Genomic DNA, 15,346 nt, shown 5'->3' with positions numbered 1-15,346 from the left:
CAACCCCTTTTTTTATACCCCCCTTTTGCAGCATGCAATGCAAGTGCAATACAAGTGCAATGCAAGTGCAGTGAGGATGCCTAAGGGCATCTGATCTTTTTCCAAAAATTTTCAAGTTGTAAGTCGTTACAAAACAAAGACTTGCAGCAAAGGTCTTCCTTTTTTTGAGCAAAAGCACTTTACAAGCTTAAAGCCTGGAGTATAATGCTTCACAGGTGTCCAAGATATTCCATCACACGGAGAACAAATGATGTCAGACGACGCAGCCATTCCGACACTTGGAAGCACTGTAGTGGAGCATTTTTATGACCGTCTCGCTCAAATAGGGGTGCTTGCTAAAACACCTCTTGTTGTTCCTGCTACACCGCTAAAGGTTCCTTTTCCCGTAAGAAACACAGGTCGGACACTGCCAGAGGAACTTCTGGCTCGTAATCGACATATGGATCGGGAAACTTTGCAGGAAGCTTTCGACAACCAGCGATACTACTTGGAGCAAGCCAAATTAACTGGCAAGCCGTGGTGTCACTGCCCCAAAAAGCCGCACCAATACTCAGAATATGTGCTGTTGAATCGTGCAATGTGTGAAGTGTTGGAAACCTTCAACCATGCAAATCGACCCCGTGACGGAGCATGGATTGAGTCCCTTTCAAGAGACATGCGTAACGGTAGTTATTTGCAAACAGAGGAAAGCCTTGGAATCGATATCAATGGCGACTTGTACCAAGGACAACATCGCATTGCGGCTGTTCGTGTGGCGGATATAGATGTGCCGTTGTACGTCACCTTCCAAGTGCCAGTAATTGCTCGATTTGTTGTCGATTCTGGCATGAAGCGTCCCACAGGGCAAAAACTAGCACTGCTTCTCGGCAAAGATGTTGTCAAAGACAAAGCAACATCCATTTGCAAATCCATGATGCTGGGCGTCAATCGGGGCAAAAAGATTACAGACTCTGAAATTGCTGACTTTTTGCTCAAGTACAACGAAGTCATCAAATGGGTAGGACACTATCTCAAAAAAGAGCGATCCGATGTACAGGCAGCAATCGCCAAAGCTGCTCTATGGTACGGAATGGACAAAATAGCTCCCTTCTGTGAGCGTTTCCAGAAAGTTGAAGGCTTTCAAGCCGAAGACCCTGTTCGAGCTACCTATAAATGGGTCAACAGCATCAAAGGCAGACGCACAGCCCCGCCAGTCAAAATCTATCGAAGAGTTCTACACGGCGTGATTTGTTTTGTTTACAACAGACCGTGCATCAATCTCATCGAGCGTAAAAAGGACGTGTTTGAATGGGGGCCGAACTATACGGTTCCCACCAAGCCCACTTTTGCTGACGAAGAGTAATCCAGGGGAGGATTATTATGTCTAAGAAACCGCCCCCTCTGGTTGTGAGGGTTATTCACACTATCTTGCGAAAGGATCGGCTCGTTGAAGATAGTGTCAAAATTGTAGAGCAAGTTCTTACGGCTTTACAATACCACGGCACATGGGATTTGGCTTTTTTCAAACAAAGCGGAAAGCGTTCTGATTTCCGCTTTATGTTTGCAAGAGAAGCCTCCAATGGGCCACAATCACTTTTGATTCGTACAATGCCGGGAGGACCAGAAACTTGTTGGGATTCTGTTCTTACTTGCCCGAAAATGTATGATAGAAAAAATGTAATTTCTGCTTTCAGGCGAGTGCATCCAAAGAAACTAACTGTTGAGCCCCTTACCAAACAGATGGTGGAGAAAGCAACACAATCGCCTCTGCTAACTTCGCCATTTCCGCCGAAACCACGGTTGCCAACGTCAGCAGATATCAAAAATGCCCTCTTGAGTCCTGATCCTGCCAAATCGGTTGGTATCGTCCAAAAAGCGGAGCAAATTGCCAAAAAGGAAGCAGAAATCAATGCCTTGGCAGAAGTGGACCAAGAAGTTCAACAACGATTGGCACAGCCCGATCCCAAGCTAGTCAATGAAGCCATTAGATGGATTGAAGTCAAGCTGGCGATGTATACCGAGAAGGGATTGAGCATATCAGAATTCATTGGTCATCAATGGCCATTTGAAGAAAAAGTTATGCTTGCGGCAAGAGATCAAATGGGTATCGAAGTGCTTGATTTCCATTCAAAAATCTTTTGGAAATTGCCCAGTAATTATTTTAACTGCGGCAAGCGAGCACGGTTTTGTTTAAGCCATCGTGATATATCGGCAAATGCTCCGGTACATCACAGTCCAGTTGCCTGTTTAAACACCCTGGCTGCGTTTGTGGCAGTATCGGGAAGGAATGGGTATCTAAGTCTGGAATTGACGCTCAATGCATTAAAATTTGAATTAGGCATCGATCAATTCCTTCGGCAACAAGACTATTACACGGATGGCACCAAAATCATATCTTTCCTTCTGAAAGCTTTGTGCGAGGAAAGATGGCTGCGTCGTGAGTATCGGTCTGTAAAAGACCAGAGAACAAAGGGATTTTGGTTAACTTGTGATGGGATGGAAGAGTTCAAAAAACATCCCAAATTGGTGCAACAACTCACTGCCGAAGAATCAAATAAAGCCCTGGCCAAACCTCTGTCGGCAATTGCTCTGGCACCTGATACATCGCTCCCCGAGCCAATTCATTCGTCAGAACCCATTCTTGCTGTTCCGCTTTCAAAGGTAGCAAGTGAAATGTCAAATCTAGAACCTTTGGCCAAACAAATTGACACAGTTCAAGAATCTGTCAATACTTATGGTGAAATTATAGAACAGGCACAAAAAGACCTGCAAACCACTCATGATGCTATGTCGGGCTTGCAAATGCGATTGGATGCATTAAAAAAGGACTTGAATGAAGCGGAAAACAGAATGCAAGACTATGTGGTGCAAGAAACAAGGTTGTTGAGCGACGTTCAAGAGGCTCAAAATAGCCAACAAGAGGAACTGGGCCGTATTGAAAAAATTAAAGATCAAATGAGAAGTATTTTGGGAGCAGCATAAATGAATGAATTCATCGAGCGAGTTTGCAATCAAATGCTGAAAGGCATTGGCAATAGAGGCAAGGCAGAAGTTCAGCTTCCTGCTGAAAAACGTGCGGAATTCTATGATCGTTTCGAGGCATTGGCAGCAGAAATCACCAAGTGCTTGCCTGGGAGCCCGGACGGTACTTATAGTGCTGCATTGGGGGCAGTAGCTTGCAAATGTGCTATCAAATACGGGGCAGATAAGGCAAAAGAATTTCTGTCTGTCATGAAGGAATGTAAATTTCAGGGACAGGATGATCCAGCCCATCTTTTGTGGAAATTTCTCAACCATCCTGGTCCGTCTTTCCCAACTTTCTACAACAAAGCCGTTTGTGCTGCTCGGGCTCATTGTGAAGGACGACGAACTCTCAGCGAATTGAGAAATGTAAAACAAGATGTGTTTGACTGGAATGATGATTATACTGGACCAGCCGTGAGCATGAGGGCTCAAAGAAAGGCTGCCAAAGAGGCTGGTTTGCCTCAACCTTGGGCAGCCAAAAAAAATAAAGAAGTGCAAAAAGTAGCAACACTGGCGGCAAAAATAGACACGCACTTCAAACCCAATGATGAAATAGAAAATCTAAAAAAGAATGATGCTCAGATTATGGCAGATTTTCTCACATCTGATCTACAAGATGATGAATGGTGTTTAATGGCAGTGGCTGCCGCTCATCACTGGAAAGCCTTACACAAGAAGCCTCATGTTGAAAACCAAAACGTATCTGGGGTTGAAGTCAACAATTCCGTAAATGGCAATGCCGACCAACCGCCAACGCCTGTGTAAAACATATCCGCTGTTGCTTGAAATTCTTCCGGCCAATTGGGGCCAGCCCATGTCATAGGCTCTCGTATAAATGCAATGGCTGGCTTGCGATCCTTCTTCCAAATCAACAAGGGTTTACGATTCACTCTCAAGGAATCATCTAACACCTGTTGCAAAAAGGTATCCAAGCCTGGACATTTGCCACTAAAGCAAGTGCATAAATCGATCTCATTGTAGCCTTTTTTGCTCTCAATCACGAACAAAAAATGCTCGGGGCAACAAATATCAGAAGCATAAACATTCTTTGCCTGCTCTGATAACATCACTCCCTGTCCCCAACGATTGCCAGAACCCACGCTTCTGGAAAACGTTCCCCAAGATGGGTGTGCTAACAGAATGTTGGCAAAACGTTTATTAAGAATGTGACAGATATCTCTTTCTGCCGCCTTGCCTTTGGCCCCAGATTTTATTTTTTTGGGCTTTTCTTTTAATACATCTTCAACATCTAAATCATCATTAAATTCACTCATTCACTAATATAGTAAATGAATTATCGTTTACCATCTTCTAACAATCGCAAAGTCCCTTGCAACTCCATATCGACATTAGATAAAGACGTAAATAATTCTAAAAAATCATCCCCATCTATCGTATTTTCCCACACAAGGTTTTCCGTGGCAGTTGAAACATCATTAAGTAATAGCTCAATTGCTTTAATTTGTTCGCTAAGCTTTTCTAGGTTTTTCTTATTGTCAGATGTGTCGGTAAAGAGCCCCTCTTCATCTTGATAAGCATGAGAGAATGGTGCAACTACCACAGGCTTTTGTTTCTCGGGCAATTCGTCTTTTTCATTTAATCCAGTTATGATTTCAACCTTCGAGTCTGGGCCTTTGAGCCTAATTTCAAGTTTTTCTTTTTTTGTTTGCCAAGGAGTGTTATCTTTAACACAAATTTTAAACTTCTGTAAATTTATTTGACCTTTGGCGTCTGAATTAAAACACCATATCATCTCTGTTGTCAAATTAAATAATTTTATTTTTCCTAAGTAATTCCAAACATTTTTGCAAGCGGCTGTTGCTTCATCCCAAATGTCGGGATCGGAGAAGAAAAATATTTGTCCCAATGTACTTCGCATATCTGTCAGCCAAAGTGGCCGATGAGTGTTGCGGAAAAGCCACAATCTACGGCTTTGTGCTATTCGTTCGCCAATAGCAATGGCCATATGACTACGATGCATATAGGACCATATATCTTGAATGCCATGTGCCATTCCTGATCCATGTTCAAATACCCGCAAAAACATCTCTGAATCGCAATCAGATTCTACAGCATATTGTTTCTTTAATTGTCCATATTCCACATCTGGTATTCTTCCATTGTGAATGAGTGCCGTTGTGCAATCTTTGCTAACGAATGGATGGTTGTTTTTGTTGACTTTGGGGCTGCCAACACCTGAAGAAGCGGCCCTGGCATGCATCAATAGCAAATCAGGGTTTAGTTTTCTGACCCTTTTCCACATATCACCAGTAACAAATTCTTTTACTTTTACCGGCTCTTTATGGTAAATAATTTTACCATTCCCAGGTTCAGTTCCCCAAATACCAGTGGCATCCTCGCCACGACTCTCTGTTTTAAGAAACAATTGAGTTGCTAAATCGTAGGACGCTGTTGGGTCTTTGCTCTTGCCTATAAATCCCACTATGCCACAAATGATAAAATCTCCTTATATTTCCATCATCTTAGCAAAAACAAACAATAAAGTAAATAGATTATTGAGGTTGCCCAGGCATTTGGGGTGACGGCTGTTGAGGCTGCGGTGGTCCTGCTGGTGGCGGTCCTGGCTGTTGAGTTTGCTGAGGCTGAGGCTGTGGCGTTTCTTCTTGTTCTTTGGCTTCTTTGCCGCCTTCTGGCTTGCCTAGTTCCCCAATTGGCTGCCCTAAATCACCCACTAATTCCTCAAGCTCTCCCTTAACCGATGTAATCGTGTTTAAGAGATCATCTTTTTCTTCGATAGCTCTGGCTAAAGCTACTGCTGCCTTTTGCAACTTTTTGAGGGACTCTTCTTCCTGCTTATCCCAATGGGTGTGTAACACTCTGCGAATTTGATTTACAATGCCCTCAGCATTACTGACAAGTTGACGAGAGCCCATACTTTTGGCATTTTGCTCTAAATCCTGAGTTGCATTGAGAATGTCCCCCAAACGTATGCCCAGATAAGCCCTGCCTTCATTTAAAATAAAATATTTAAATTCCATAAATTGTCCTATTCAAATCCGTATTTATATTGCCATTCCCAAGGGTCTTCTGCAACCCTCTTTCTAAGAGTATCTAATTTGACTTTTTTCCAATTATTCCCCATTCTTAGATATACAGCTTCGATGAAATTGGCTGGGATACGACCTTTGTATCCGACAACTCCTTGATGTTTACTAGCTTTCATTGGACTAACCGAAGAATATGTATTCGGTTTGCCGCCAACAAAATCTGGATAGGTGGGTGTGGATGTTGATTTATCAGCATCATAATCAGGCAACAATCGGGCTCTATCGGGTATTTTGACTTGAATTACAACCGGATAGTTTTTAGTGCGACCACCTGTATGCGTAGCATGTGATTCTGCTTCTGAGAACTTGAATGCCAAAAATATCTTATCCTCATGCATAATGTCCCCATAATTAGACTCAGCTTGTCCAGGCATTAGCCCCCATTTCAGAATATCAGGCAAATATTTGGTAGAAGTGCCATGAAATGCAGTTTCTGGAATTTGTCCTAAGATATCTTTGCGACGATAAATTTCAGTGCGATCCCAATAGCTTGTGTTGTCCTGTCTTTGATAAGATGGCACATCTTGTTCTTTTGAGAACGATTGATTGGTTTCAAATTGTACAGATTTGGCTTTCAGTGCAGCTACAACCTTTTTGACTAATGGAGAAGTCACTGGACTGATCGAATCTTCGCCAGTCCAAATAATTTTTGTTTTAGCATCCCAACTTCCCACAAAAGCATCTTGGATATTTTCTCTTACCCAATCCTGAATATCAAATGAATACTTGCCGAATTTCCTGTGCTTTTCTTTTAATTCTTTGTGTTGAGGATGTTCTTTGAGAATAATGCGGTTAATGGCTTTGGCTTCTTTTTGTGTTGGCTCATCATCAAATAGCCATAGATGCCCTCGAAAAGCAATAAAATTTCTATATGGCTCTCCCCCAAGGCGATGAACCATCATTTCGCTCAGTAAAAAGCCCTTAAAATCCATACCCTATTTAGGGTGCTTACCATTTTTTATAGCCAATTTTACTGCTTTTAAGGAAATGGCTACTTCGGCTTTTGTGAACCCAAACCGCATCATTTCCTCAGCGGTATGCAGTTCTTGATCCTCATAATCATAATGTTTCCACATCACACCTTCGTCAAAACGACAGGTGCAAGGAGCAGAAAAACATATGTGGCAAATGTTTTCATAACATCGACCATCCACAAAAGGGTGCCGCTGAAACCCAGAACAGATTACTTCCATATATTGCCCACAGATGGGGCAATGATCTGGCGATTTGTTTTTCTTCATTTAGCTACACTTGCTATGCCCACACTTAACACAGGTTGCACAACCTTCAATTCTAATAAATTCATTACACCCACAGGATGGACAAGTCATGCCAGTAATCTTAGTGTTGTCAGGAACATACTTCTTCAAAATGCGATAAATGGCTTTTGAAAAAGCAAACAAATCACCTTGAGACTTTTCGAGTTGCTGCACTATGAAATGAATATCCGCACCATGTCTCAAACTCGTGCTCACCATGCGTGTCAAAACATCTTCTGATTCTGTGGCGTCTTTGGCAATGTTCTCTATAACTATTTTGCCTTCTATTTCCAAAGCATAAACACCCCTTGCCTTTTTGATAAGTACGCCACGCTTGTATTTCTTATCGAGGATGCCATTTTCAGCCACAAAGATTTCGTAAGGATCATTGGGCGGCATAATGCCTACCAAAACAATATAATCAAATGTGCGAATTTTATCAAGCTTTTTTGTAACCTTGGTGTGGTGAATATCACAAGGCAATCTCTGGGGGCGGATTGGAGCTTTAGTTTTTTGAATCTGATATTCATTGGGCGACAAATAAGTAGTGCCATACAATTCTTCCAACTCTTCTTTGCAGAAGTTTTGTTCATGAATAACGACGCCTTCTGAGATCAATTTCTTCGCCAAATCCTTAAATGGAATTATGGAAATAATTCCATACATTTTCTTGTCTGGAAAAGCGGCAATTGATTTGACTTCTTTTTCATGTGCTAACAAAATGAAGTCATATACAGTCTTCCAGTCGCTACCTTCTGGCAATAGGTAGGTTACAGAAATAGAAGAATCTACCCATGTCATGACTTGTGCCATTAAGTCTAATTTTTCATTGGGATGAATTTCTGTAGCACAGCGGAATTTAATGCCAATTTCATTTTTGTGAGCTTCGATGAATTCAGCAATTGGCTTGCCAATCTTCCCATCCCAAGTATCCTTGATCGTATCTTTGTCCATTGGCAACGGACAGCCTTTTTGGGCGAAGAATTCTCGCACAACAGATGGCACACAGAAATAGAATTCATATTGGCCATTCATGCGGGTGCGTTTCCACCAATACAAATAAGTTGATGGCTCAATGCCATAAGACATGGCATTGTCCCTAAATTGCGTGGTGAGTGTGCCAGTAGGGGCAATACTGGTGAGTGTGCTATTTCTCATCGTTTTAAACTTCAGTCCCAGTTTCATCAACCGTTTGATAAATGGCGATTGACAATATTTTTCTTCGTCAAATAGTTCAAAACTACCTTTCTCTTTGCCTAGTGCAATAGAAGATTCGTAGAGATAGAAATTATACCATTTCATAAAATTGGCAACTGCTTTATTGCCATCTTCTGTGCCGTATTCTAGGTTTTGTTTAAAGAGCCAAGCACACATATTGGTAAAGCCAGCCCCTGTGCGTCGTAGCTTCTCAATTGCCAATTTTTGATGAGGAGTGGCATAAGTGCCGTTTCTCAATTCTGCCTCGTTCACATTATCTAAGAATCGATTCATAGAATAAGCAATCTTTGCCAACTCTTTTTTACAATTGTCATCATGAATAGAAAATTTACCCGCATTTAGTGATGCCAAAACACACAAACTTTCACGGGAAAGATATTGTTCTGAGCAGGCATTTGTGCTAACAATCCTCGAATCATACTCATCCTCGGGATTATACACATAGTCAGAATTAGAATATTTGCGAGCTACATCTATGTTTTGAATACCCGGCTCTGCATGAGTGTGCATATTCTGTGCAATGAGTTCCAGCAACTTACGGGCTTTGACGGTTCTTTCGATTGTCTCGCCTTTGCGATCTCGCAATGCCGTTGTATACCACTTCTTCTTTTCTTTGTCGAAGTGAGCATCCATACATTTGCTCTGAGAATCCAAATAAATACGATCTCCTTTCTTCACCTCAGGAATATTAAAAGAAAGACGCCAATCAGCGTCTTTTCTTACCGCAGCGTAAAATGCGTCTGAGCATTGCACGGAAATATTGGCATTTTGAATTTTGGTATGGTCAGACTTTACCTTGATAAAATCTTCAATATCGGGATGGTCACATGCAAGGCTGAACAACATAGCTGGAATACGGCCCTGCTGTCCAACGTAGTAGCCAATAGAATCAAGAAACTTCATCCAATGAATTGCACCCGAGGATTCATTGGCAGAATTCATGACTTTTGTGCCCACAGGACGCAGACGAGAAAACTCTAGTCCCAAGCCTTGTCGATAGGCAGCCGTTTTCGCAATAGTGAACCCTGCATTACGAATAATACTCTCTAGATTATCCCATTCCTCTTCGGGAAGTCCTGCACCCAAACTCAATGTGGTGCAATTCGCCAAACTAATTTTTCTGCCCGATGCGGCACCTTGCATAATACTTCCAGCGGGATGCCACCAATCATTATAAATTTCATCAAACCATCGCTCGGACCAATATTCTCTCAACTCTTTCGTAGCTTCAACCGAAGCAATATAATCACACACACGTTTCACAGCTTGTACGTATGTTTCGCCTTTTTGTATTGTGTATTTTTTATTGAATGCATCGATACTAAATTCATTTCCATTAAAATATTCCTCTGTTGTCTGCCCCTTCACGTCTTCAAACTTTACCATATTTTCACTCTTTCTCATTAGATTAACTTTCATACCTATGGTTATGAACTAGAAAAATAATAGACTAATTTTTATTAATTACAGTTGTGAATCCGTCCTTTTTCCTAAGATACAATGTCTCACAACCTTGCAGCAATTCTTGCAATCCTTGATCGTGTGTTGTAACAAAAACTTGCTTATCTTTTGCCAATTCTATAATCATATTGTATACACCAACAACGCCCATTGGGTCAATATTAGTTGTAACTTCATCCAGAAAAACAACTGAAGGAGATGCTTTAGAACTATGCGACATAATATAAGCAAACGCCTGTGAAACTGCTAAATTTAGCCGTCTTTTTTCTCCTCCTGACATCTGATAATACACAAAAGGATCACCATCAGATGGATTGCGTTCAATAGATTCTTCTAACTCATTATTAAACAACAATTTAATCTTACCATTGATTAAAAACTCTAGCCAATGTGCAATTTGAGTGTTTAACGGAGAAATGATGTGGTTAATAGCAAACTTCGGAATGCCTTTTGGTCCAAAGCCATCGGCCCACCATTCGTAATAAGGCAAAAGCGACTCTACCTTTTGTAATTCTGCCTTCTTTACTTCGCTTTCTGTCTCTTTTTTCTTGGCATCTTCCTCCGCAGATGTATGCAGACTTACATAAGGCGAGGGTCCATTTATTTGCTGCGTTTTGTCAACAATCTGTTTATCGATTTCTGTAATCTCGGTTAATAAAACTTGCTCTTGATCGTTGGCTGTCGGTTTTTGAATTGCTGTAAGCTTTTGAATTTCTTTTCGGGAATTATCTATCGAAGAGGATAATTGTCTTTCTTGAGCTTGCTTAGTAGCAATAAGATTGGTGCCCTTGGTGATCTTTTCTTTGATTTCAGCCAATTCTTTATTCAATTGCTCTAATACAACATTGTTTTCTGCAATTAATTTTTCATTTTCATCAACACTTTTTTGAGCATTGTCCACAAAAGTTAAATAATTAGCTTCATCCACAACGCTAAAACATTCGCTGCAAACTTGCCCTTTGCGATCTTTGACCTTGAGAATTTTTTCTTTGCTTTTAATTTCATTATTGGCAGTAATGATTTTGTTTCGCAATACAAGAATTTGTTGATCTAATTGACCTCGCTCCTGTTTCCTTGAGTTTACCTTTTCTTCCACTTGGGGCAGTTGTGTGCGAATTTCGGCAATTTTTGCATCTAAATCAACGATTTTATCATTTGTCTCTTGGATTGTTTTTTGAGCATTTTCGTATTTGGCTAATGCTGCTCCGATATCGGAAGACTCCAACAGTGATTGCTTCGATGAACGCACATTTTGAAGAGCAATTAATTCTTTGTTTCTGCCATCCCGCCAGGATTTTTCCTCTTGGTTAATTTCATCAATACGTTCCCGAGCAGACTTTAACTCATATATGCTGTGCTCGTATTCTGATGCTAGTAGCTTTATTTTATTCTTTAAGTTGTTTTTCTCTTCTTTAGCGACATCTGAATAAATGCGAAAAACTTGCAAAGCCATTAAATCCTCAACAACCGTTCGTTTTTGAGGATTGGTGCATTCCAAGAAAGTGCAATGCCCTTGGTCGGCAAATACCATAAGATTTAGGAATGTCTCATAATTTAATCCCAAATGTTGCTCAATCAAATTCTGTGTATCTGGCATGCCGCCCAAAGTTAGTTCCGTATCTTTGTTCCAATCTTCATTGCTGCTTTGCCAAAAACGCAGCTTATTTGGGCTTCGTTGTCTAACTACTCTGTAGTCATCCCAACGAACTTCTATTCGCATATCTTTACGAATGCGATTATTGATTACATCCTCATGCTTGATCTTAGAGGGATGTTTGAGAGGTTTGCCGAAGAGGCCATAGACAAGAATATCGGGGATGGTGCTTTTGCCTATGCCATTAGAAGCAACTCGCTCGTCACCTTCCTTCTCTTCTTCATCTATAACATCCAGATTTTCTCCACGAACAAGGATAACATTCCCCTTTTTCGTGAGATCAATTTCAATACCTTCTGGACCGAAGCAAACGAAATTTTTAGCTGAGAAATATTTAAATTTTAGGTTTTTCATTGATTGATTTGATTAGTTGCCGTTTCAATAATTTTATTGCCTATTGATAATAATTCGACTTTATCAAGTCCATTTAATTCATCAAATTCATCCTTGTATTCCACGTATTTTTCTATTACCAAGTCATTTTGCAATACTGCTGCCAAGGCCACATCTACAGCTTCTCCATCTTCCTCTTTCTTGGGTTTTTGTCGGATGTCTAAACTGCCAACATTCTTGGATAGTACATCGTTGCGAAATTCTATTAACTCAGCGGACGAAATATCATCCACAATAATTCTTACAAAATTATTTGTCAAATCGAATTTGCCGATATCCTCTTGAGAGATAATAAAATGTTTGGGACTAAAATCATTTATCACATATTCCTTCTCATGCGTGTCCAGATCATATATGATTAGATGCTTGTCCTGTTTGGTCTCTCCAAAGCTCAATTGAAGTGGCGATCCAACATATTCAACATTTGCCCTTACTTTTTGTTCGCCATGATAATGTCCTAAAAACACTTGTTTCCAATCTTTGAAAACATCAGCATCCACCACAGTCATGTCGCCATCATGTTCAACCACAACTTCTGAATGTGTTTGATGCAGCGAATTTAAAATAGCCCCGTCTAAAGCAATGTGCCCTAGTAACAAATCCTTGGGAGCATCTTTCAAAATTCCCAAGGATTCAAGAGGATTTTCCGTATAAGGTAAAAAAGCAACGGAATGTTCGTCAATTTGAAGCACAACGGGTTTGTCTACAACAACAACACCATCAATAACATTTAATGGCTTAATGCTGCAAACGTCTGTTGTGAATTTATGCACCATATCATGGTTGCCAACCAACAAATAAACATTCGGCCAACTCTTTTTATTTTGCATCCATTTGCTGAAAACTTCAAAAGTCCATTGATAGACACTGACACCGATTTTTTGGCGACTATGAAATAAATCTCCCAAAAAACAGATATTATCTATGTTGTGGGCATGTGCGGTTTCAAATACCCAGTCTAGAGCCTTGATGCAGTCTTTCAACCGCTCGTCGGAATTTTTGTGTGGATGGATATGGGCGTCGGCAACCAATAATATTTTACTCACAAATACCTCATATAAAAAAGAAAGACAGGGACATATGATGAATATGAATGGAAATGAATGTTCGTCCCTGTCTCCTAATTTATACACAATTACCGAAAAACAGTCAAGCCTAGTACCAAGGAAATGTTAATGAATTGCAAGCTCTCAAAAGCAAATACATTAAAAAGATAGTTATTATAATGGTTAAACAGCCGTTGACGGGATATTTTTCTATTGGTTTATCCATTACATTCCTGGCACGCCTTTTAAGAAACTCAATTGAGGTCTTGGGTTTTGCTGTTGTTGCTGTTGTTGAACCACGGGTTGATTTGGAGTTTTCTGCAAAAGTGATTCCATCGCTTCCCAGACTGTTTTTGGCTTAGCAGTCAATGCAGCGGGCTGACTTGGTGGAGGCTGCTGTTGTGGACCACCCATACCGCCGCCCATTGGGTCCATTCCAGGTGGACCACCCATACCGCCGCCCATTGGTGGTGGACCACCCATACCGCCGCCCATTCCTGGGTCCATTCCCGGTGGACCACCCATGCCGCCACCTGGAGGCATTCCCGGCATTCCACCAGGGGCACCACCCATGCCGCCCATCGGGTCTTGCTCAAGCAATATTACATAATCTTTAAACGTTTTCATCATTAATATATAGATGTCTGATATTTATTTTGATCCATCTAAATAAGATACAGGGGCAAATTATGAATAAACTAATTGGTATTCTTGTGGTCGTTGTGGCTGTATTATTGCTGTGCGGTGTTGGTGTATATTTTTATTTGCAACCAGCCAATATTCATGTAGAGCCAGTGCCGCCGAAGCCAGAACCAATAGTAGAAATAACGCCAAAATGGGTAGAATATCCCCCAGTCAGGCAAGTCACCAATCGTGAGGGTAAATTGAATGATCTTGAGAGCCACTTGCCTAAAGGACACCCCTACGGCGATTCTGATCGTGTCACCAATGCCCATGAAGATACCCACGGAATTAATTCATATGTTAGAATGAAGTACTCCAGCCAGGGCAAAATAAATGCATTTTATTGTTTTGACAACAAAGCTGTAGTTCTGCCTGAGCCGAGTACCACCTTGTCCGAAATAGCCAAAGTAGTGCCAAAATCACTACGTGGATTGATGTACAAGAACTACGTTATCAACATGCAGTCCAAAAAAGTTGCAATGATGAAGCCAGACCCCAAGCTTGGCGTCTGCAAAACCTTGTGTAGCAAAATGTTGCGTGGTGGCGGCTGGAATAATGAACCACTTTACTTAATAGATGAATTTGTAGCATACACTAATGGATCAGAAACAGGAATAGATTTAGCGGCTACTGGTAAGTGGAATTGGGGACGGAGAGCAGACACTGTGCAGTTTATGATGGAATTTAACAATTTGGCACTCTGTCTCATTTACAAGGTGGACTCCAAGGATGTTGATTTTAAAGCATTTATGCAGTGGCAAATTGCAAGAGCCGTCAAGTTGTGCGAAGAGTCCAAGAAATACCCTGATTTCACGAGTGGCAGTAATGATGAGCCACTGAAAACCTTGCAAACAGCAAATGATGCTGCCGAGCTTAGGTTGTATATAAAAAAATATTTTGGCGACAAGTGGACACTTTCGACATTGGGATTTTAAGTTTTCTCTAATACAGCCAAATATGAAGAGGGAGCTTCTTCAACTACTTTGTAGCCTTGTGCCAATATTTCTTGATATAATTCCCACAAACCAGTTATATGCCCTCTTGGCACCACATCATGAAGGCAAAGATATCCACCTTTTTTCATAAGTGGTCGCACAATCTCCCATCCCACGGTCATAGAAGCAATTAAATCCATATCAAGCAAGGCATAGTGCAAATACGGAACATTCGCTAAACTCTGCGAATTGATAAGCCCTTTTATCAGGATTACATTCGATAAATTTTGCTCATCTAAAGTTTTTCTTTGATAGTCATATTCTAGGGCCTCTATCCCGTAATTTTGATACCATCCGTCCATACACGTTGCTTCAAAATTGTCTGGTGAGCTTGATAATTGTTTCGGATGTCCAGAAAAAGTATCTAAACCATAAATGGTGCCGCCGCAATCTTTCCACATCTTCCCAATTGCTTCTACTCCACCTCCATAGGCGATTCCTAGCTCAGCACCAATTAAAGGAATATCCTTTATTTTTTCTGTCAAAAATTGAGCATATTTCAACAAAAGAGCATCAGCACCGTTTACTACATTTAAATTTATCATAATTCATTTCTTTTAAATTG

General features: G+C 40.9%; 14 protein-coding genes. 4 read left to right on the top strand and 10 right to left on the bottom strand.

The features are described from left to right. Positions 1-247 precede the first annotated feature (247 nt). The 3 genes from M0R80_02910 to M0R80_02900 are packed head-to-tail and all read left to right on the top strand — an operon-like array spanning position 248 to position 3,768. Positions 248-1,342: a hypothetical protein gene (locus tag M0R80_02910; GenBank protein MCK9458564.1), complete on the top strand. Its 1,095-nt coding sequence runs from the start codon at positions 248-250 to the stop codon at positions 1,340-1,342. Positions 1,343-1,359: 17 nt separating this feature from the next. Beyond that, on the top strand, positions 1,360-2,961 hold the full coding sequence (locus M0R80_02905; protein ID MCK9458563.1) for a hypothetical protein: 1,602 nt from the start codon (positions 1,360-1,362) through the stop codon (positions 2,959-2,961). After that, positions 2,962-3,768 (top strand): hypothetical protein, encoded by an 807-nt coding sequence (locus tag M0R80_02900; GenBank protein MCK9458562.1) that lies wholly within the window; start codon positions 2,962-2,964, stop codon positions 3,766-3,768. It begins immediately after the preceding gene. Here M0R80_02900 and M0R80_02895 read toward each other — a convergent pair. The 9 genes from M0R80_02895 to M0R80_02855 form a co-directional block, all read right to left on the bottom strand. After that, positions 3,684-4,277, bottom strand: a complete 594-nt coding sequence (locus tag M0R80_02895) for a hypothetical protein (GenBank protein MCK9458561.1) — start codon at positions 4,275-4,277, stop codon at positions 3,684-3,686. The two genes, M0R80_02900 and M0R80_02895, sit on opposite strands and share 85 nt — an antisense overlap. Positions 4,278-4,297: 20 nt before the next feature. Next, entirely contained in the window at positions 4,298-5,446 is a 1,149-nt protein-coding gene (locus M0R80_02890; protein MCK9458560.1) for a hypothetical protein, read from the bottom strand. Between the two features lie 70 nt (positions 5,447-5,516). Continuing rightward, on the bottom strand, positions 5,517-6,002 hold the full coding sequence (locus M0R80_02885) for a hypothetical protein (protein ID MCK9458559.1): 486 nt from the start codon (positions 6,000-6,002) through the stop codon (positions 5,517-5,519). Positions 6,003-6,010: 8 nt separating this feature from the next. After that, on the bottom strand, positions 6,011-7,003 hold the full coding sequence (locus M0R80_02880; GenBank protein ID MCK9458558.1) for a hypothetical protein: 993 nt from the start codon (positions 7,001-7,003) through the stop codon (positions 6,011-6,013). Between the two features lie 3 nt (positions 7,004-7,006). Beyond that, positions 7,007-7,312 carry a hypothetical protein gene (locus M0R80_02875; GenBank protein MCK9458557.1) on the bottom strand — a complete coding sequence of 102 codons (306 nt, stop codon included), beginning with the start codon at positions 7,310-7,312 and terminating at the stop codon, positions 7,007-7,009. Beyond that, entirely contained in the window at positions 7,313-9,952 is a 2,640-nt protein-coding gene (locus M0R80_02870) for a hypothetical protein (protein MCK9458556.1), read from the bottom strand. Positions 9,953-9,998: 46 nt separating this feature from the next. After that, the gene (locus tag M0R80_02865; GenBank protein ID MCK9458555.1) at positions 9,999-12,017 is read right to left on the bottom strand and encodes an AAA family ATPase; all 2,019 of its coding nucleotides are present in this window, start codon (positions 12,015-12,017) and stop codon (positions 9,999-10,001) included. Beyond that, positions 12,014-13,102 (bottom strand): metallophosphoesterase, encoded by a 1,089-nt coding sequence (locus tag M0R80_02860; protein MCK9458554.1) that lies wholly within the window; start codon positions 13,100-13,102, stop codon positions 12,014-12,016. Before M0R80_02860 ends, M0R80_02865 begins: the two co-directional genes overlap by 4 nt. 225 nt (positions 13,103-13,327) lie before the next feature. Then, entirely contained in the window at positions 13,328-13,732 is a 405-nt protein-coding gene (locus tag M0R80_02855) for a hypothetical protein (protein ID MCK9458553.1), read from the bottom strand. 59 nt (positions 13,733-13,791) lie between these two features. Between M0R80_02855 and M0R80_02850 the strand changes: the two genes are divergently transcribed. Continuing rightward, the gene (locus tag M0R80_02850; protein ID MCK9458552.1) at positions 13,792-14,721 is read left to right on the top strand and encodes a hypothetical protein; all 930 of its coding nucleotides are present in this window, start codon (positions 13,792-13,794) and stop codon (positions 14,719-14,721) included. Here M0R80_02850 and M0R80_02845 read toward each other — a convergent pair. Beyond that, positions 14,718-15,326, bottom strand: coding sequence for a hypothetical protein (locus M0R80_02845; GenBank protein MCK9458551.1), 609 nt, complete (start codon positions 15,324-15,326; stop codon positions 14,718-14,720). The genes M0R80_02850 and M0R80_02845 overlap by 4 nt on opposite strands. Positions 15,327-15,346 lie beyond the last annotated feature (20 nt).

The organism is Pseudomonadota bacterium (assembly GCA_023229365.1).
GTDB lineage: Bacteria > Myxococcota_A > Polyangia > JAAYKL01 > JAAYKL01 > JALNZK01.
The sequence above is the reverse complement of the archived record's forward strand: the minus strand, read 5'-3'. Positions and strand labels throughout refer to the sequence as shown.

Bases quoted from the DNA above. Each gene is read 5' to 3' on its own strand.
- M0R80_02910 (MCK9458564.1), top strand. From the start codon at position 248: ATGATGTCAGACGACGCAGCCATTCCGACACTTGGAAGCACTGTAGTG.
- M0R80_02865 (MCK9458555.1), bottom strand. From the start codon at position 12,017: ATGAAAAACCTAAAATTTAAATATTTCTCAGCTAAAAATTTCGTTTGC.
- M0R80_02855 (MCK9458553.1), bottom strand. From the start codon at position 13,732: ATGATGAAAACGTTTAAAGATTATGTAATATTGCTTGAGCAAGACCCG.
- M0R80_02885 (MCK9458559.1), bottom strand. From the start codon at position 6,002: ATGGAATTTAAATATTTTATTTTAAATGAAGGCAGGGCTTATCTGGGC.
- M0R80_02880 (MCK9458558.1), bottom strand. From the start codon at position 7,003: ATGGATTTTAAGGGCTTTTTACTGAGCGAAATGATGGTTCATCGCCTT.
- M0R80_02875 (MCK9458557.1), bottom strand. From the start codon at position 7,312: ATGAAGAAAAACAAATCGCCAGATCATTGCCCCATCTGTGGGCAATAT.
- M0R80_02905 (MCK9458563.1), top strand. From the start codon at position 1,360: ATGTCTAAGAAACCGCCCCCTCTGGTTGTGAGGGTTATTCACACTATC.
- M0R80_02845 (MCK9458551.1), bottom strand. From the start codon at position 15,326: ATGATAAATTTAAATGTAGTAAACGGTGCTGATGCTCTTTTGTTGAAA.
- M0R80_02850 (MCK9458552.1), top strand. From the start codon at position 13,792: ATGAATAAACTAATTGGTATTCTTGTGGTCGTTGTGGCTGTATTATTG.
- M0R80_02895 (MCK9458561.1), bottom strand. From the start codon at position 4,277: ATGAGTGAATTTAATGATGATTTAGATGTTGAAGATGTATTAAAAGAA.
- M0R80_02900 (MCK9458562.1), top strand. From the start codon at position 2,962: ATGAATGAATTCATCGAGCGAGTTTGCAATCAAATGCTGAAAGGCATT.
- M0R80_02870 (MCK9458556.1), bottom strand. From the start codon at position 9,952: ATGAGAAAGAGTGAAAATATGGTAAAGTTTGAAGACGTGAAGGGGCAG.